This window comes from Paenibacillus sp. EKM212P (assembly GCF_011066115.1).
GTDB classification, from domain to species: domain Bacteria; phylum Bacillota; class Bacilli; order Paenibacillales; family Paenibacillaceae; genus Paenibacillus; species Paenibacillus polymyxa_B.
The window spans coordinates 394892-413093 of record NZ_JAAMNR010000005.1 but is presented as its reverse complement, the minus strand read 5'-3'; the positions used below and the strand labels follow the sequence as shown (position 1 = coordinate 413093).

The 18202-nt window shown below is 48.4% G+C and carries 16 protein-coding genes and 1 riboswitch; of the genes, 4 read left to right on the top strand and 12 right to left on the bottom strand.

Annotation, left to right across the window (positions count from 1 at the left end; all coding sequences use genetic code 11):
• Positions 1-56: 56 nt before the first annotated feature.
• Complete coding sequence (locus G9G54_RS17380) at positions 57-1052, bottom strand: amidase domain-containing protein (RefSeq protein WP_165179003.1); 996 nt, start codon at positions 1050-1052, stop codon at positions 57-59.
• A 420-nt stretch (positions 1053-1472) separates the two neighbouring features.
• On the opposite strand from G9G54_RS17380, the gene acnA reads away from it, so the two are divergent.
• The gene (gene acnA, locus G9G54_RS17375; RefSeq protein WP_165179002.1) at positions 1473-4184 is read left to right on the top strand and encodes an aconitate hydratase AcnA; all 2712 of its coding nucleotides are present in this window, start codon (positions 1473-1475) and stop codon (positions 4182-4184) included.
• A 73-nt stretch (positions 4185-4257) separates the two neighbouring features.
• Here the strand turns inward: acnA and G9G54_RS17370 are convergent, their stop codons facing one another.
• From G9G54_RS17370 to G9G54_RS17360, 3 genes are all read right to left on the bottom strand, one after another.
• Complete coding sequence (locus G9G54_RS17370; protein ID WP_165179001.1) at positions 4258-4605, bottom strand: DUF1648 domain-containing protein; 348 nt, start codon at positions 4603-4605, stop codon at positions 4258-4260.
• Positions 4606-4649: 44 nt separating this feature from the next.
• Positions 4650-5288 carry an SdpI family protein gene (locus G9G54_RS17365; RefSeq protein WP_165179000.1) on the bottom strand — a complete coding sequence of 213 codons (639 nt, stop codon included), beginning with the start codon at positions 5286-5288 and terminating at the stop codon, positions 4650-4652.
• A gap of 345 nt (positions 5289-5633) precedes the next feature.
• Positions 5634-6470, bottom strand: a complete 837-nt coding sequence (locus G9G54_RS17360; protein WP_165178999.1) for a YitT family protein — start codon at positions 6468-6470, stop codon at positions 5634-5636.
• Between the two features lie 508 nt (positions 6471-6978).
• On the opposite strand from G9G54_RS17360, the gene G9G54_RS17355 reads away from it, so the two are divergent.
• Positions 6979-7131: a hypothetical protein gene (locus G9G54_RS17355; RefSeq protein ID WP_010348453.1), complete on the top strand. Its 153-nt coding sequence runs from the start codon at positions 6979-6981 to the stop codon at positions 7129-7131.
• Between the two features lie 121 nt (positions 7132-7252).
• Here the strand turns inward: G9G54_RS17355 and thiC are convergent, their stop codons facing one another.
• Positions 7253-9052: a phosphomethylpyrimidine synthase ThiC gene (gene thiC / locus G9G54_RS17350; protein ID WP_165178998.1), complete on the bottom strand. Its 1800-nt coding sequence runs from the start codon at positions 9050-9052 to the stop codon at positions 7253-7255.
• A gap of 185 nt (positions 9053-9237) precedes the next feature.
• Positions 9238-9350, bottom strand: a riboswitch (TPP riboswitch).
• Positions 9351-9504: 154 nt separating this feature from the next.
• A complete protein-coding gene (locus G9G54_RS17345) occupies positions 9505-10248 on the bottom strand; it encodes an IclR family transcriptional regulator (RefSeq protein ID WP_071639527.1) in 744 nt (247 codons plus the stop codon).
• A gap of 298 nt (positions 10249-10546) precedes the next feature.
• On the opposite strand from G9G54_RS17345, the gene G9G54_RS17340 reads away from it, so the two are divergent.
• On the top strand, positions 10547-11584 hold the full coding sequence (locus G9G54_RS17340) for an alpha/beta hydrolase (RefSeq protein WP_165178997.1): 1038 nt from the start codon (positions 10547-10549) through the stop codon (positions 11582-11584).
• Positions 11585-11842: 258 nt separating this feature from the next.
• Entirely contained in the window at positions 11843-13222 is a 1380-nt protein-coding gene (locus G9G54_RS17335; protein WP_165178996.1) for a Fe-Mn family superoxide dismutase, read from the top strand.
• Positions 13223-13242: 20 nt separating this feature from the next.
• Here G9G54_RS17335 and G9G54_RS17330 read toward each other — a convergent pair whose 3' ends face one another.
• The 6 genes from G9G54_RS17330 to lepB form a co-directional block, all read right to left on the bottom strand.
• On the bottom strand, positions 13243-14088 hold the full coding sequence (locus tag G9G54_RS17330; protein ID WP_165178995.1) for a lipoate--protein ligase family protein: 846 nt from the start codon (positions 14086-14088) through the stop codon (positions 13243-13245).
• A 165-nt stretch (positions 14089-14253) separates the two neighbouring features.
• On the bottom strand, positions 14254-14847 hold the full coding sequence (gene folE, locus G9G54_RS17325) for a GTP cyclohydrolase I FolE (RefSeq protein ID WP_013308743.1): 594 nt from the start codon (positions 14845-14847) through the stop codon (positions 14254-14256).
• 54 nt (positions 14848-14901) lie between these two features.
• Positions 14902-15156 carry a YneF family protein gene (locus G9G54_RS17320; RefSeq protein ID WP_013308742.1) on the bottom strand — a complete coding sequence of 85 codons (255 nt, stop codon included), beginning with the start codon at positions 15154-15156 and terminating at the stop codon, positions 14902-14904.
• Positions 15157-15261: 105 nt separating this feature from the next.
• Entirely contained in the window at positions 15262-17010 is a 1749-nt protein-coding gene (gene queG, locus G9G54_RS17315) for a tRNA epoxyqueuosine(34) reductase QueG (protein WP_165178994.1), read from the bottom strand.
• 95 nt (positions 17011-17105) lie between these two features.
• Positions 17106-17543 carry a ribonuclease HI gene (gene rnhA / locus G9G54_RS17310; RefSeq protein ID WP_023986996.1) on the bottom strand — a complete coding sequence of 146 codons (438 nt, stop codon included), beginning with the start codon at positions 17541-17543 and terminating at the stop codon, positions 17106-17108.
• A gap of 38 nt (positions 17544-17581) precedes the next feature.
• On the bottom strand, positions 17582-18166 hold the full coding sequence (gene lepB / locus G9G54_RS17305; RefSeq protein WP_165178993.1) for a signal peptidase I: 585 nt from the start codon (positions 18164-18166) through the stop codon (positions 17582-17584).
• Positions 18167-18202 lie beyond the last annotated feature (36 nt).

The following is an 18202-nucleotide window of genomic DNA, read 5'->3' as shown; positions in this document are numbered from 1 at the left end:
CTGCTTTCGTCATTGTGACTGATTTGTATCACTGTACCTGTTATCCATCATCTCAGTTAAAAATAGTCGGCGATGTGATAAAAGCGATATACCGTGTTGTCGGTCCACGCATACGAATTTTTATAGTCCCAATAACGATGTCTGGAGCTTACCGTATGTGCATTGACTAGCGGCATGCCGCCCGCATCAAAGGCCGTGACCACCGTGCTGTGCTGGAAGGTTCCGTCACCATCCCAATCGTAGAAAATGACGTCCCCCAGCATGAGTTGCTCTGGGCGACTCACCTGCTCAGCGGTCAACCCCCATGAGCTGGAGCCCAAATACCGCTCCAGACTGTTGGAAACTGCCCAACTGTAGCTCCACAGCTCATTTCCGGCGACCCGTCCTTTATACCACCAGCCCGATTCTCTTTTACCAGTATAGTGGATCGGTGCTCCCCCTGCAAAGAGACATTGCGAGATATAATTAGTGCAATCCACATCAAAACCTTCAAACTCCGGATTGAAGCTATCCCACCACTGATCTGCATAGGCCGCTGCTTCTTCGCGGCGATATCGGCTGGGACGTGCTGATGAGCCGAAGCCCAGCACACCGCGATTCAGTAGCGGCAGATTTCCTCCTTGATTAAACGAAGCCTGTTCAAAAGGAACCTCTCCCCCCGCAGGTTTCCTTTCTGCCGGATCGCGCTCAATTCTCGCTACCTGCCAGGCTTCACCCTCGCGTATGAACGTCAGACGCTCCCGTTCAATTCGATCCTCCCGGTGAGTCATCCCACCCTTCTCATAAAAGAGTCGGACATGCAGTTGTACATCTACCACAGCCTCATCCGGGGTATCCTGCACCATTCGTAGCGGTTTGGCGCGTGTCTCGCTGCGTAGGGGAACAGCATCCCGTTCGTTGTACCACTGCTCCAATCTGGCCGCACGTGCTGCTCGTTCCATCCGCTGACCCACCTCCAGATACTCATCCGGCTGCGGTACACCATTCACTTCACTGCGATTGTATTGATTCACGTAAGAAAAAAGGGCCTGTTTCCATTCCCGCTCCCCCATCCCAATCCCTCCATATTCGTCCCGCTATCCTTTTCCGGGGATAACCGGAATGATGTATAACTTCCTTTCTTGCCTCTCTGGTCTGAAATGCTCTCTATCTATAAGTATGAATCTCTAAAGCTTGGTATGAACATCGAAACGCGAGGGAGCGGAACGTTTTATTTTCCAATCTGCAACGCATCTTTTAGGCCAAAAAAACTTTACGGAACTGCCTGAAAACGGTATACTTAATCCAAAAGCAATCATTTTGAAATCATGTTTCATCTAATGAAACAAATTACATTGATCACAACCTCTAACACGTAATGAACCACTGAAGATGTAATTGAGAACGCAACCAATTTAAACCAACTGTGCAAGACGTCGAAAAAACGACATCCCTATTTTCCCCCAAGCATCCACTTCAAGGAGGTAATACTTATGTCAGGAAAAGATCAATTCTCCATTGCCCGTAGTCTCGAAGTTAACGGTAAGCCTTATCGCTACTATAGTCTTAAGGCACTGGAGGAACAAGGAAAGAGCGGTATTGCCAAGCTGCCTTTCTCCATTAAAGTGTTGCTGGAAGCTGCGGTTCGCCAATTTGACGGACGCGCCATTACAGAAGAACATGTGCAACAGCTGACAGGCTGGGCTGAGGATCGGGATACCAACAAGGAGATTCCGTTCATTCCTGCACGCATCGTGCTACAGGATTTTACCGGTGTCCCGGTGGTTGTCGATTTAGCTGCTATGCGTGATACGGTGAAAAAAGCAGGCGGGGACCCGAAGCAAATCAATCCGCTCGTTCCCGTCGATCTCGTTATCGATCACTCGGTCATGGTCGATGCTTTTGGTACCCGTGATGCGCTGGATTACAATATTAATGTAGAGTTTGAACGCAACGAGGAGCGGTACCGTTTTCTGCGTTGGGCGCAAACGGCGTTCAACAACTTCCGGGCCGTTCCGCCATCCACCGGTATCGTCCATCAGGTCAATCTGGAGTATCTCGCCTCCGTTGCCGCTACCAAAACCATTGACGGTGAAACGGTCGTCTTTCCAGATTCCCTCGTAGGAACAGACTCCCATACCACGATGATTAACGGGCTGGGTGTTGTAGGCTGGGGTGTCGGCGGGATTGAAGCAGAGGCGGGTATGCTGGGGCAGCCGCTGTATTTTGTCACTCCCGATGTGATTGGCTTCAAACTGACAGGCAGCCTGTCAGAAGGCTCTACGGCCACCGATCTGGCGCTCACTGTAACGCAAATGCTGCGTAAAAAAGGCGTAGTCGGCAAATTCGTGGAATTTTACGGGCCTGGTCTGGCTAACATCAGCTTGGCTGACCGTGCGACAGTTGCCAACATGGCACCGGAATACGGCGCAACGATTGGCTTCTTCCCAGTCGATGCGGAAACGCTGGCCTACCTGCGCAGCACTGGACGTTCCGATGAGCAAGTAAGCCTCGTAGAGGAATATTACAAAGCCCAAGGCATGTTCCGCACATCCGATACACCGGACCCTGTGTTCAGCGATACCATTGAGCTGGATCTGGCTTCAGTTGTACCGAGTCTCGCCGGACCCAAACGTCCACAGGACCGTGTTGAGCTTAGCCGCATGAAAGAAACGTTTGAAGGCATTATTCGTACCCCGGTGGACAAGGGCGGCTATGGACTGAGCGATGAAAAAATCGCACAGAAAATTCCGCTGACCCATCCAGACGGCTCCACCAGCGAGTTGGGTACAGGAGCAGTCGTTATTGCGGCGATCACAAGCTGCACGAATACCTCCAATCCAAGCGTTATGCTCGGTGCGGGCTTGCTGGCCAAAAAAGCAGTGCAGCGCGGGCTCAAAAAGCCGGGCTATGTTAAAACAAGCTTGACTCCAGGCTCCCTCGTCGTGACGGAATACCTGCAAAAAGCCGGATTAATCGGACCGCTCGAAGCCCTCGGCTTCCATGTAGCAGGCTACGGCTGTGCGACCTGTATCGGTAACTCCGGGCCACTTCCTGACGAAGTGAGTCAAGCCATCACAGACAATGATTTGACGGTTGGCGCAGTTATTTCCGGCAACCGGAACTTTGAAGGCCGTGTGCATGCGCAGGTCAAAGCCAACTATCTCGGCTCACCGCCACTGGTTGTCGCTTATGCGCTGGCAGGCACAGTGAACATTGATTTGGTGAACGATCCTCTCGGTTACGATCAGGACAATCAGCCGGTCTACCTCAAAGACATCTGGCCTACTTCTGAGGAAATCAAGGAAGCGATCAGCCTGTCTCTCAGCCCGGATATGTTCCGTCGCAAATATGAAAATGTATTTACTGCCAACGAAAAATGGAATTCCATTCCGGTTCCTGAAGGCGAACTGTATGAATGGGATGAAAAATCAACTTATATTCAAAATCCACCATTCTTTGAAAAACTTCAGGATGGCGTACAAGATATCAAGGAAATCCGTAATGCCCGTGTGCTTGCCCTGTTGAATGATTCGGTCACGACGGACCATATCTCACCAGCAGGCAACATTGCCCCTTCCAGCCCGGCAGGGCTGTATTTGAAGGAGCATGGCGTGGAACGCAAGGACTTCAACTCCTACGGCTCCCGTCGCGGTAACCACGAGGTCATGATGCGCGGTACATTCGCCAACATCCGTATCCGCAACAATGTGGCTCCAGGCACCGAGGGCGGCGTGACCAAATACTTGCCAACGGATGAGGAAATGTCCATCTATGATGCATCCATGAAATATCAGGCAGCCGATCAGAGCCTGATCGTCATTGCTGGTAAGGAATACGGCACAGGTAGCTCCCGTGACTGGGCGGCCAAAGGTACGCTTTTGCTGGGCGTTAAGGCTGTCATTGCGGAAAGCTTCGAGCGGATTCACCGCAGTAACCTGGTGGGCATGGGCGTGCTACCTCTGCAATTCCAGGAAGGCTATGGCTGGTCCAGCCTGGGTCTGAACGGTCGTGAAACGTTTGACATTCTTGGCATCGACAATGACGTGAAGCCTGGTCAAGAGCTTACAGTGGTGGCTAAACGCGAGGATGGCACAAAGTTCGAATTCCCGGTAATTGCCCGTCTAGACAGCACCGTCGATATCGACTACTACCACAACGGCGGTATTCTGCAAACCGTATTGCGTCAGATGATTCAAGAGTAGAGAGCGTATAAATAACGAAATCCCCTCCAAATGCAGCGAAAACTGCGAATTGAGAGGGGATTTTTTACATGCTTTAAGCCTTCAAAAGAAAACATATGCCAATAATTGAGAACACTAGGGTTATAAGGAGTGTGAAGAGACCAGGCAAGCTTTCCATGATTGCAGAGCCTTCTTCGCTCTTGAACTGACGACTGAAATAGGGTTGGAGCATAAGCATAATCATAAAAGATATGAAGCTAATTCCACACAACAACCATACCTCAGGGGAGGATTTGTCAACAAAACGGTCAGCCACATCATTGAAATTGTAGTGGATTGCTACATTCCTAGGCATTCTCGGATACATGAAAAAGTAGATGACGAAAGGCAAAACAGATATAAGAAAAGACAATACATTAGAAAAATTTAATTTACTTCTCATGGAAATCCCCCTAATATGCTAAATCGATCTGCATTATACAGATATCAGCAGTCTATATTTTTATACCTATGACTTAGAAAGAGAGAAGTAATAAAACTAATCATCGTCGGTAAACAAGATGCGAGCACCATATACACATTAACTTCTTGTCCTAATCCTATAGCGATCCCGATTAAGCCAAAGGCTATCCAAATAGAAGCAGAAATGCGATGCGTTTTCTTCCAAGCGCTTTCATTCGAAAGCAGCCATGGGAACTTCAAACCAATTAAACGGTTAGGTGTTAATTTAGTGAATGTGACACCTACTGTTAAGTGCGATATTGCCGAAACCAGTAAAACTATATTTAAGGGTCTGAAGTAAATAGCATTTGAATACAGTAACATTAAAAAAAGAAAAATAAAATTTAGAACAACAAACACACTGGAACATATTTTACGATATGGAACCAAATTATTTTCAGAAAATTGTTCTCTATGTTTCGAGAATTTTGGGTACAAGACAACAATAAGAAAAGAGATAATCATCGCTCCTGATGACACAATAAAAAAAGCTAAAGGGAGCTTTAGAGGGTTCATTGAAGGCAATAAAATAAATGAATTTATGAAATGCAATATAATAAATAAAATAGAAATCTGAAGCCACGGCTTTTTAAATTCTTTTTTTAAATCATAGTTATTCTCCACTCAAAACAACCTCACTTCGAACTGATTTTCAGTTGATTTTAGAAGTAGATGCTATAAAATTCCTTACTTGGATTTATAACACTTTAATATAAAAATTGATATATTTTGAATAAAATATATATTATTGTCAGATCATAATGCATATTTTTCAAAAAAATAAGAGATCAAAGTCACATTCACAATATTTTTTACAAAAAATAGCTTTTCTTCTGTTTCGAAAAAAAGTTATTATCTATCTACTCTATTTCGATTATTAAAATAAACATTACAAAAACAAAAAAAGCCGATCCCTCAGGACCGACTTCCTACCCTACTCTCCTATAACCTTACCTTAGCGCATACGAGTTACTTCGAAATATCCAGAAAACCCTCTCCGAACACGTCCCGCACGTCATGAATGGTGATAAATGCTGCTGTGTCGATGGCTTTCACTATCTTTTTAAGCGCCGATACCTCTTGTTTACTAATGACGATATACAGCACTTCTTTTGGATTTTTAGTGTAATAGCCGTGGCCTGACAGGACGGTAACTCCACGATCCATTTTCGTAATGACCCTCTCGGCAATTTTATCTTGGTGCTCCGAAATGATCATGACTGCTTTTTTCGGGTTCAGTCCTTCGATCATGAAGTCCATCACCTTCGTACCAACGTACAAAATAACGATAGTTAGCATCAATTTTTCCGGGCCAATAATAAAATAGGAAGAGAATGCGACAATCAAATCAAAAAACAGCAAGCCATAGCTGATATTCCAATCCAGATACTTGTTGGCAATCCGGGCTAAAATGACCGTTCCCGCCGTAGTGCCACCTACCCGTACGATTAAGCCAATGCCGACCCCCACCAAAACTCCGGCAAATACAGCATTAATCGTCGGTTCATGCGAATCAATCCGCCAGTTGACCGTTAAATGTAAAAACAGCGAGTTAAAAGCGACAGCAATTATAGTGTACAGGGTCGTTCTCTTGTCCAAAAATTTATATCCGACAATCAACAGCAAGCCATTAATCACCAGATTAACGATCGAGGGAGACCACTGAAACAGGTAGTACAGGATGATCGTGACCCCTGTAACGCCCCCCTCGCCAAACTCATTCGGGATCACAAACAGATTAACAGCTAGCGCGAAAAAAAACGCACCCAGAATAATAAATGCGATATCTGCAATACTTTTTTTCATATATGCTCTAATCCTTTCTATAACATTTCAAAGGATGAATCGCCAGATGGATTGGCTGACTCTTGTTGTCAAAATACGCTGACAACCAGTTCATGGTATCTACTACCAAACATAAAGTCAATACAACTTTGACACTTTAATTCGCCACCAGACTGCCTCAATCCTGACTTGAGGATTCCGCAAAATCCTCCTTTTACAAGGTTATTCGACAAAAAAACACAATCCCGACTACTAAACTAAGAAAACGGGCCTCTAGCCCTTGTTTTATACCTAGGCACATTTTCCCCTAAAATGACCATCCTCCTAAACCAAATTTTGGACACACATGACCATCTTCCTGTTTTATGTCAAAAGCGTTTTACTTTGAAAAAATGTGGTTATAATGATTGAAACATTACCAAGCAACCTACATAGCATCACGACATCAAGTACATACAAATAGTCCTATACAGACGTCCTAAGCAACTCAATCTGGATTTGACAATATGGAATTGGAGGAATGACCTACATGAATACAATGAACTTAACCGTCCACACCCTGATGCCCTTTCACCACCAATACCAACGTGCCAACGCGGTGAGTATGCAGAAGAAAGAAGATAGCTCGGAGAAGAAGCTCAGCTTTCAGGACATTTTAAATGAAAAAATGGGTAAAAAATAAGGCGCCGTTTATCCGGTTGCATGATCCGCTTTACATAAGCTAAAAAGCCGTAGTTTCCTACATCGACTGTAGAGAACCACGGCTTTTTTAATTCATTTGTCCCTAAACTCCCACGTTCGTTTTACTGACCTCCATCCCGATACTGCTCTGCCTTCTCACGCATCCCGGCAGCTACTGCTTCTTGAGTGTTCAGCCCCTTATCCGCTGCATAGGCGCGAATGTCCTGAGTGATACGCATACTACAAAATTTAGGGCCGCACATCGAGCAAAAATGTGCTTCCTTGGCGCCCTCTGCCGGTAGCGTTTCATCATGGTAGGACAAGGCCCGCTCGGGATCAAGCGACAGATTGAACTGATCCCGCCAGCGGAACTCGAAGCGTGCCTTGGACAAAGCATCATCCCGCTGCTGCGCCCGTGGATGCCCCTTCGCCAGATCGGCAGCATGTGCCGCAATTTTGTAGGTAATGACACCCTCGCGGACATCATCCTTATTGGGCAGACCCAAATGCTCCTTAGGCGTAACATAGCACAGCATGGACGTCCCGAACCAACCGATCATCGCTGCCCCAATTGCTGAGGTAATATGATCATATCCGGGGGCAATATCCGTCGTGAGCGGTCCCAAGGTATAAAAAGGAGCTTCCTTACAAATCTCCATTTGTAAATCCACATTCTCTTTGATTTTATGCATAGGGACATGTCCCGGCCCTTCAATCATGACCTGAACATCATGCTTCCATGCGATTTGCGTTAGCTCGCCCAACGTTTCCAGCTCTGCAAACTGTGCTTCATCATTCGCATCATAGATACTACCCGGACGTAGACCATCCCCGAGAGAGAAGGCCACATCATAAGCTTTCATAATTTCGCAGATTTCTTCAAAATGTGTATACAAAAAATTCTCCTGATGGTGCGCAAGGCACCAGGCTGCCATGATTGATCCGCCCCGGGACACAATTCCCGTCATTCTATTCGCCGTCATCGGAATATACCGCAGCAATACACCCGCATGAATTGTAAAATAGTCCACTCCCTGCTCCGCCTGCTCAATCAGCGTATCGCGATACAACTCCCACGTCAGCGCCTCTGCTTCACCGTTCACCTTTTCAAGTGCCTGATACAGCGGCACAGTCCCAATCGGTACAGGAGAATTCCGAATGATCCATTCACGTGTTGTATGGATATTACGGCCTGTGGACAGGTCCATAACCGTATCCGAGCCCCAACGCACAGCCCAAGTCATTTTCTCCACTTCCTCCTCGATGGAGGAGGTAACCGCAGAATTACCAATGTTCGCATTGATCTTTACGTGAAAATGACGCCCAATGACCATTGGCTCACTTTCCGGGTGATTGATATTCGAAGGCAAAATGGCTCGTCCAGCCGCCAATTCCTGCCGTACAAACTCAGGCTCCACCCCTTCGCGGATCGCCGCAAATTCCATTTCGGGCGTAATGATCCCTTGCCGCGCATAATGCATTTGCGTCACTGTACGCCCTTGCGAAGCACGAAGCGGACGATTGGTCACGCCGGGAAATTCCACTGTCTCCCGTTTGGAGCCAGGTTTCAGTCCATTATCCTCCGGCTGGACGGCGCGTCCCTCGTAAGCCTCCACATCGCCCCGTTCCAGGGCCCAAGCTCGCCGTAATGGAGGCAGGCCCTGACGGATATCGACCTGATAGGCTTCGTCGGTCATGGGACCGCTTGTATCATATACACGCAATGGCTCATGATGCTCCGTGCCCTGCGGCGTATGTGTAGGATGAAGAGCAATTTCGCGCTCTGGCACGGCAATGTCCGGCCGCGAGCCTTGAATATATACCTTACGGCTTCCTGGAAAGGGCGTTACCCCACTGGCTTGCTCCCCGTTTGTCTTCTCTACCTCAACTTTTTTTGTTCCTTCTGCTTCTGTCGGCTTCATTGTCCATTCCTCCCGTTTCGATGAAATGACACTCCGATCCGGAACCATTCCCAGGGTGGCGTTGATCTATGCAAAAAAGCCGGTTCCCTAGGGAACCGGCTAATCTAACGAGGCAGCTATCCAAACAATGCGCATATGGAATAATCCATTCCAATGCGCCACTGAAGACAGCAGCCGCGTATACATTTCAAGGCCGATTACTTCCCTACGCTGGTATGATCCAGATCAGGTGCAAAGGGTCCGGAATCTTGCACGATTCCATCTCAGCCCGGCATTACAGGCTCCCCCAGTAACTGTGATACTTTATTCACATGAGGCGGATATAACAGACATCCCGCCTTCCTTACCAGACTACTTCAAATTTATGGCTTTGGCAACCCTTTTAGGTTCCCTTTACCAAGGAGACGTTCTCCATCAAATCACTCTGCTTGCTTCAACTGTGTCCATTCTTGTTACGGGAGCATAAGCCCCATTTCCTTCGCCGCTTCGATCAAAATCGGAGCAAAGTCATGTAGCGTCTCGGGTGCAAGTCGACTGACCGGGCCAGATACAGATAAAGCCGCAGTGACCTGTCCCTTCCGGTTCACAATTGGCGCTGCCACAGCAGCAGCCCCTGGCTCCCGCTCTTCATAGCTGGTCGCATAGCCCTTCTCGCGAATGTCCTGCAGCTGGGCTTTATAGACCTCCGGGTCTACTGAGGGCGGCCATTCATCCCCGCTTAGCAGGGCTTCCAGCTCCTGCGGCGGCATAAAGGCTGCCAGCACTTTGCTGGAGGCCCCTACAGCCAGCGGCATACGCGCACCTACAGGCGCAACCCTGCGGATCGCCTGATTGCTCTGCACGGCTTGTATGCGAATACGCATGCTGCCGTCCCGTAAGTACAAGCTGACCGTCTCGCCCAGACGATCACGTAGTCCTTCCATTGCAGGCTGTAACAACACCGCCGGCTCGTCGCTTTGGGACAAATGCGTGGATAGCTCCCAAATGCGGAAGCCAAGTCGATATTTTTCCGTTTCGGCATTCCGAACGACAAAGCCCCGATCCTCCAACGTAGTCAGCAGCCGATGAACCGTGCTTTTATGTAGACCAATTTTGGAGGCAATCTCCGTCAGGCCAAGATCCGAATCTGCGGTAAAACACAGCAGTATATCAAGTGCACGCTCTACAGCGCGAACGGTTAATTTACGGTCTTCCATCGTGAACCGCTCCTCTTGTATCCATATTCGTTTCACACTATGAAACATGGTTACATAAATTATATAGAATAGTCGCGGCTACTGTAAACCGATGTTTTTGTGACAACCATATTACAGAACGAGAACAAACATCGACAATTCTTTGCATCATTTTTACTTTTCCGGTTCAGGCGTTGACTTTGGATAATCCCCATCATACGATAATAGGTATCTATACGTATCTACACTACTATTTTCAAGTGGAATTATACCTAAATTCTATGAAACGAAGATCAATTTTATATAAGGAGGCTCTTACATGATTTCGACATCCCAGCGCAACGCTCAGCTACAGACCGCTGTTCAGGAGCCGTCCACCCCACTCTTTAATCCCCGTCTGCTGCGGTTCAAGCACGTTGTGATTGCTCTGCTGCTGTCGGTCGTCTTTTTTCTGTTGTTTTGTTTTATTGCCTTGCATGCTTACATCGCATGGGTACTTACGAATCCCACCGTTGCACCACTGTACTCTAATCCGATGCAGGCCAAAAGCATGCCTTATGAGGAAGTCAGCTTCCCTGCCAAGGATGGTAGCCGCATGGTACAAGGCTGGTATATCCCGGCGGATCAATCGCGGAAAACGATTATTTTCAGTCATGGTTATGGAGCTAACCGCGAAGAAAGCTGGATTCCCATGTATGATCTGGCGCATTATGCCCACAGTTTAAACTTTAATGTGGTCATGTTCGATTATGGATTTGCGTCACAAAACAGCAAAGCAGTCGCAACCGGAGGCAAAGCAGAATCCCAACAGCTCCTCGGAGCAATTCAGCTTGCGAAGCAACGCGGCTCGTCGGAGATTATCGTATGGGGCTTCTCCATGGGGGCAGGAACCGCTCTTCAGGCGGGCTTGCAAACCAAGGATGTGGACGCAATGATTTTGGACAGCACCTTCCTGCTGGAACCGGATACGCTGTACCATAACATTCACAATCAAATTAATCTGCCAAGGCATCCGTCTTTGGAAATTCTAGAGTTGCTGTTTCCAGTTTTGAACGGTACCAGCTTGCATCAGATTCCATATCAGGAGGTTAAAAAGGAAAACTATCCGTTCCCGATCATGTTTGTGCATGGTACACAGGATGAAAAGGCTCCTTATCCCATTGCGGAAAAGCTCGCTGCCAATCAGACTAACCCGCTTTCCAGTGTATGGATTGTCAAAAACGGGATACATGAGCTTATTTTCAGAGAGCACCCTCGTGAATATTTGCGACGGGTATCGACGTTTCTAAGCAGTGTACAGGAGCTGGAGGATAAGAAAATCGTCGCTGATGCCCACAAACAAACGACTACGAAGTAAAAAATTATTTTTCGAAGAACTGTATTCTATTCTTCGCCTTGAAGAAGCCTGCCTATGTACACTTAACCCGTGCCGTAGCTGGGCTTCTTTTTCGTTTTCCATGGGTATTCATTGTTTTACCTAACAGATGTGACCCGATTAAGGGAGTTCATAGACATATTCCTGATGAGACAGCGAATATACTGGGGACGTATGCATCCAGGGCAGATCTGCCAGATCGGCCGGATAGCCATAGTGGGATACGGGAGGTAAAAAACGATGCTGAGTACTTATGGGTCTTTCCTGCCCTTACGTGTGCTGGAGGAAATTCGGCATTGGAAGCAGCAGGAAAGTTGGCATGTGGAAGTGATTAAATCCGCTACCGAGGGACTGGAGCCTACTTATGTACGGCTGCTGGATGATTGGCGGACTGTATTCGAACAGACGGAGCGCACCGCCATAGAGCTGCTTGAAGAGCAACGGAGCGCACTCGATCCGGCAGATCAGGCGTGGCATCAGGAATGGAAACAGATGTCAGCTGCTCCACAAGCACATACACACGAATACACTGAACATTCAAAACAGTCAAGGGGATTAGACGCATCATCATCTGTAAAGATGCCATTGTCAGAGTCAGCCTCGAACTCTCAGCTTGACTCACAAGAATTAAATCGTCGACTGGACGATTTGCTGCAAACCGCAAACCGTCAGTCACAGGAGTATGTACGGCAGCTCGGGCTGCTAAGCGAGCACAGTCATGCATTGCGTCAGCAACCAAAATCCGCCGGAGTTGTATTACACGCGGCACATGAAAGCCAATATTTCCTGATCTCGACAACCCCCTTTCAGGAACCTGGCTCCATCGCAAGGGCTGCTAGGTTGTATCATGTAGCTACAGAGGGTGAGAATTACCCAGAGGAAGCGTTTCGAGAACGGCAGGCAGGCATAAGGGGAGAAGGCGCATGGACCACTAAAGGCGTCAAGTCCAGCCAGGCGCAGCCTTCGGCAACGGAAAAAACCACAATTGGCCGGTCGGTTCCCATTGGGGGACATCGGCTACCGCCGCTCCCTTACCCCTATAATGCGCTTGAGCCGTATATTGATGAGAAAACGATGCGTATTCACCATGACAAGCATCATTTGAGCTATGTGAATGACCTGAATAAAGCGGAAAAGAAGCTGGAAGAAGCTCGAAAAACGGGTGATTTTGACCTCGTAAAGCATTGGGAACGGGAACTGGCATTCAACGGCGCAGGCCATTATCTGCATACTCTTTTTTGGACGATCATGAGTCCACAAGGCGGTGGAACCCCAAGCGGACCACTGGCTGAACAGATTAAAAAGGATTTTGGCAGCTACGATGCATTCAAAAAGCAATTCAGTTCAGCAGCCGAAAAGGTCGAGGGTGGCGGCTGGGCTATCCTGGTATGGAGTCCACGCGCGGGACGACTTGAAATCTTGCAGGCCGAAAAGCACCAGAATCTGACTCAATGGGAGTCCATTCCGCTGCTGGCGTTAGATGTATGGGAACATGCATATTACTTAAAGCATCAGGCCGAACGCAACAAATACATTGAAGATTGGTGGCATGTCGTTAACTGGCCTGAAGTGGAAGCACGCTACGATCAAGCCTCCAAGCTGAGATGGCAACCCTTCTAAGCTTCTAAGCTAAAGACAAACTATACCTGCAAATCGTATCGCTCTCTGAGCGCTGCCATTTGTTCGGTCAATCCTTCCGGTTGTACCAGCCAGCCATCGGCAGGTAAAACGGCTGTCCGGCTCTCAACGACACGGCGCAGAGATGCCACGTACGCCTCAACAGATGGCACTCCAGCCAGCTCTGCCAGGCTACCCATCGTAGCTGGATTCACCCGGGGGTAATCCTGCTGCTGCACGCCCGCCGGCGTGTCTCCGGCTGCCTCTGTATAAAACTGCTGCACCGCCTGTGCACGCTCTGCACCGCTGCCCTCAATCATCACGAAGGCTGTGATGATATACGCCTTGGCTTGGCGCCGCTGTGCAATGCCGCAAAACTTGCGGCCTCGGACGCTGACATCGTAATCCCCGGGACAGAAGGACCCGGGGATTTCTCCGGTCTGCGCCTCGCCAGACCACGGAACCAGCGCATCGGCAATTAGCGCTGCCATGAGCCGAAAATCCTCATGCAGGCTGATGGCCCGCTGTGGATTCGGCAGGATCAAGGACAGGTTCAGCACCCCCCTGTCCAGCATGACGGCTGCTCCACCCGAGGGGCGTACGCATACCGAGGTTCCCGCGCTGCGCACTCGCTCCATCGCCTGTGGGGCGTAGGGAAGCCTGCGGTCCCGGTGACCGATCACAAGCGCTGACGGATGCCGCCATAGATGCAAAATGGGTGCAGCTCCTTTCCCTACTTGCCGACAGGCCAGCTCCTCCCAAGCCAGCGGAGACAAAACGTCCTCCTGAGTGGCCGCGAGTGGCGCTTCAAACCACTGCAACTCAGGCAAAGCTGTTGTTTTTTCTGTTGATCTATGTACATTCTCCATACGTTATCCCCTATCTGTAAAAATAGCTGTTATCCATAGGCTAATTGTATTTTAAGGCGGCTATCCCGTCGTCTCTATTTCTGATGTTAACAAAAAAAGGTGGCTACGCCTATGCGTAAACCACCCTTTTTTTTGTTCATCACATAAACGTCTTGCGATGTTCGATCAATCCTTGAGCAGCGACAGAAATTCTGCGCGCTGCGCTGCATCATCACGAAACGTACCACGTACCGCAGACGTTACCGTTTTGCTACCAGGCTTTTTGACACCTCTTGCACACATGCACAGGTGCTCGCCTTCCACGACCACCATAACCCCGTGAGCGGAGACTGCTTCATTTAAAATATCAGCGATCTGTGATGTAATACGCTCCTGTACCTGCAATCGGCGGGTCACTGCCTCTACCAGACGTGCAAGCTTGCTCAGTCCTACAATTTTGCCGCTGGGTACATAGCCGATATGCACTTTTCCGAAGAAAGGAGCCATATGGTGCTCACACTGGCTGTAATAAACGATGTCCTTCACGATCACAAGCTCCTCGTGATTCTCGTCAAATGTCACACCCAGCGCATCCCGGGGATCAACCTCATAACCCGCAAATATTTCCTCATACATGCGCGCAACGCGTGCCGGTGTTTCCAATAACCCTTCACGCTTGGGGTCCTCACCGATCAGTTGTAAAATCTGCTCCACATGGTACTCGATTTTATCCCGGTTATCCGCAGCTTTGCGGTTAATATAATCTTTTACGCCAGCCACAGTAATCCTCCTCTATGCAGCAACCTCATGCGGCATCCGTGCTCACGTTGCTCATTATTTCCGACGGCCCTGATTTTTACGCGGACCAGGCTGATTTTTGGAGAACTGTTGGTTCTTCATCATCTGCTGGGCTTTTTGCATTTGTTTCCCATTCAGGTTGTAACCCATCTGTTTGGCCATTTTTTGCAGCGTTTCAGGGTCGTTTTGCATCTTTTCAAGCTGTTTACGAAGATAATAAGCACCGATGAAAAATCCCCCAACCAAACCAGCAATCAGGGTAATAATCGGAATGACAATATTCCACACCACGAAGTCGTCACCTCTGTATATTTATATGAAACATCTTGAATTGCACGAACCTATCATAGCAAAACATGGGACAGCTAGCAAATCACTTTTTGCAAACATATGTCCTTATTGTTTCTCCAAATCCAGCAGCTTCATCTTGACTGGCAAGCCTCCAGCATAACCGACCAAACTTCCGTTTTCACCCGATACCCGATGACATGGAAACAGGATGGGTAACGGATTTTTATTATTTGCTTCCCCAACAGCACGTACCGCCTTGGCTCGGCCGATCGATTCCGCAATATCTTTGTAGGACACACTTTGCCCGTACGGAATATTTTGCAGTGCACGCCATACCTGTTCTTGAAAAGGAGTGCCTCTCAAATCATAGGCTATACTAAATTCCCGTCGTTCTCCCGCAAAATATTCACGCAGTTGATCTGCGGCTTCGCGCAGTTTGTTAGGTTCCTGCACATAGACATATTCCCCAATCCATGTCCGGGCCCATTGCTGAAGCAGTGCTTCCCTCGCATGGAAAACGCCATAGTCTATTCGGCACAGCCCCCGATCTGTAGCGCACAGCGTCAAAGTGCCCACAGGTGTCTCCATCTCATCATAATAAATGGTGGTTGGGCCCTGTGAATCCCCAGCTGTTACTTCTGATTTTGATGATTCAGACGCCTTATGCTGTTCTGCCTGCTCTTGTTCCTCCAGTTTGGAATGCGCTTGCGCGATCATTTCGCGTACTTGCTCATGTTGTTCCTTCTCTGATGCTTGCTTGATCGCTGTCATAGCGTTTTCCCCTCCTATTCGACTCAAAGCCCACGCCGCCGTGCCTCGCAGCTCGGGACGCGGATCATCCAATAAAACCTCCGTTAATTTGGGCACCGCACTGATATCCTTGAAATTGCCCAGTCCAATGACCGCATTGCGTTGAATGGGCTTCTTCCCCCGCCAAGCCGCCGCACTTTGACCGAATCGGTCTTTAAATTCACGGTTGCTCAAATCCAATAACGGCAGCAGCAACGGCTTCACAATTTCAGGATCGGGTGTAAGCTCGGGATGGTGATCCCAGTTGAGACCCCGATTTTTGGGGCATACCATTTGGCAGGTATCACATCCGTACAGCCGATTCCCTATCTTCCGCATAAACTCCTCATCCAGAAAGCCCTTCGTTTGCGTCAAAAAGGACACACACCGCTGGGCATTCAGCTGTCCAGGACCCACAAGCGCGCCCGTAGGACAGGCATCCAAACATTTGGTACACTCGCCGCAACCATCCGTTACCGGTTCATCTGGCTGGAAAGGAATGTTCGTCAACAGCTCACCTAGATAAATCCATGATCCCAGCGTCGGTGAAATCATCATCGTATTTTTGCCGCTAAAACCAATCCCTGCGCGTTCCGCAACGGCTCGATCCGATAGTTCTCCGGTATCCACCATGTTTTTCAATATGGCATCAGGCACCCGCTCACTTATAAAAGCCTCAAGCTTTTCCATCGCTTCGCGTAGTACCAGATGATAATCTTTCCCCCAGGCTGAACGCGCCAAAATACCACGGTACTTCCCCTTGTCCGACTTCGGCGGGTCCTTCATTTTAGAAGGATACGCCACCGCAATAGCAATCAGAGATGCAGGCTGTGAGCCATACAGCTCCGGGTAGATCCGCTTATCAATATCTGGCTCCTCAAAGCCGGATTCATAGCCTTTCGCACGATGCTCTTCCAATATAGCTTTCAGAGACAGAAAGGGGTCGGCGGATGCGAACCCGATGGAGTCGATACCCAGCCCTGGAGCTGCCTCAATAATTTCCTGCTTGAGCGCAGCCCAAGTCAAAGCGGTTCCGGCAGCCGCCTGAGTCAATCCGCGTTGCATCCGATACTCACCTCTCTTCCACTTTTTATCATTACAGATATGAGGATTTGCAAAATACCCATATCTCAAATTTCAACAGAAAATAGCAGCAGATGCTACCGTAAATTTTTAACAGCACTGGTCGCCAGAAAATCACAGCGATTATTCAGTTCGTTGTCACTGTGCCCTTTAACCTTCACATATTCAACCTCATGCTTACCCATCAGTTCCCACAGTTCTTCCCATAGTTCCTTGTTCTCCACTGGCTGATTTTTACTGTTGCGCCAGCCATTACGAAGCCAATTCTTAATCCAGCCCTGTTTAAAGCAATTGACGACATAGGCAGAGTCACTGTGTACTTTCACATGGCAAGGCTCCTTGAGTAGCTTTAGCGCTTCAATCACAGACTTGATCTCCATACGGTTGTTTGTCGTCATTTTCTCGGCACCTGACAGCTCCTTACGATGCTCCCCATACAGCAAAACAATCCCCCAGCCCCCAGGACCCGGATTTCCCGAACAAGCACCGTCGGTATATACCATCACTTCTTTCATCATCCTCTTCCTTTCCTTGATTTCAGACTATAGTTGCTCTATAGCCATTTCCACTCAGATATCGGCCAAAATATAAATTCTGCACGTCCCAGTAAATCTTGAGATTTAATGCTGCCAAAATAGCGGCTATCCTTGCTTGCTGCAGTATGGCGATTATCTCCCATGACAAAAAAGTGTTCCGGCTCCACCGTAAAAGGACCATAATCACCATCCTCCACGTCAGAGTTGGTATAAGGTTCATTTAGCAGCTCACCGTTCACATACAATTGATTATGTTCAACTCGGATGACATCTCCGGGAATACCTATGACTCTCTTCACTAAAAATCTTGGGCTCGACAGCTTGGAATCGGGATCTTTTAAAATCACAATGTCCCCCCTGCCCGGATCATGAAAATTATAAACCAGTTTGTTAACGAACAAATGCTGGCTTTCCATTAGCGTCGGCTGCATCGAATGTCCTCTGACCGTGGACAAGTTAAATACGAACAGGTTCAGAAGCAGCAAGACGACCATGGCGATCAGCAGAGTGACTAACCAATCGCGTATGTAACCAGAGCGGCCTGCTTGTTTGGACGTTTCCGGCGAGGGAAGCGGGCCTGACGAAGGAGCCAAAGCGTCCATAATTAAACCTCCTCAACCCTGTTATAAATAGAAAAG

Coding starts and splice junctions, on each gene's coding strand:
- G9G54_RS17380 (WP_165179003.1), bottom strand. CDS start 1,052: ATGGGGGAGCGGGAATGGAAACAGGCCCTTTTTTCTTACGTGAATCAA.
- acnA (WP_165179002.1), top strand. CDS start 1,473: ATGTCAGGAAAAGATCAATTCTCCATTGCCCGTAGTCTCGAAGTTAAC.
- G9G54_RS17370 (WP_165179001.1), bottom strand. CDS start 4,605: ATGAGAAGTAAATTAAATTTTTCTAATGTATTGTCTTTTCTTATATCT.
- G9G54_RS17360 (WP_165178999.1), bottom strand. CDS start 6,470: ATGAAAAAAAGTATTGCAGATATCGCATTTATTATTCTGGGTGCGTTT.
- G9G54_RS17355 (WP_010348453.1), top strand. CDS start 6,979: ATGAATACAATGAACTTAACCGTCCACACCCTGATGCCCTTTCACCAC.
- thiC (WP_165178998.1), bottom strand. CDS start 9,052: ATGAAGCCGACAGAAGCAGAAGGAACAAAAAAAGTTGAGGTAGAGAAG.
- G9G54_RS17345 (WP_071639527.1), bottom strand. CDS start 10,248: ATGGAAGACCGTAAATTAACCGTTCGCGCTGTAGAGCGTGCACTTGAT.
- G9G54_RS17340 (WP_165178997.1), top strand. CDS start 10,547: ATGATTTCGACATCCCAGCGCAACGCTCAGCTACAGACCGCTGTTCAG.
- G9G54_RS17335 (WP_165178996.1), top strand. CDS start 11,843: ATGCTGAGTACTTATGGGTCTTTCCTGCCCTTACGTGTGCTGGAGGAA.
- G9G54_RS17330 (WP_165178995.1), bottom strand. CDS start 14,088: ATGGAGAATGTACATAGATCAACAGAAAAAACAACAGCTTTGCCTGAG.
- queG (WP_165178994.1), bottom strand. CDS start 17,010: ATGCAACGCGGATTGACTCAGGCGGCTGCCGGAACCGCTTTGACTTGG.
- rnhA (WP_023986996.1), bottom strand. CDS start 17,543: ATGAAAGAAGTGATGGTATATACCGACGGTGCTTGTTCGGGAAATCCG.
- lepB (WP_165178993.1), bottom strand. CDS start 18,166: ATGGACGCTTTGGCTCCTTCGTCAGGCCCGCTTCCCTCGCCGGAAACG.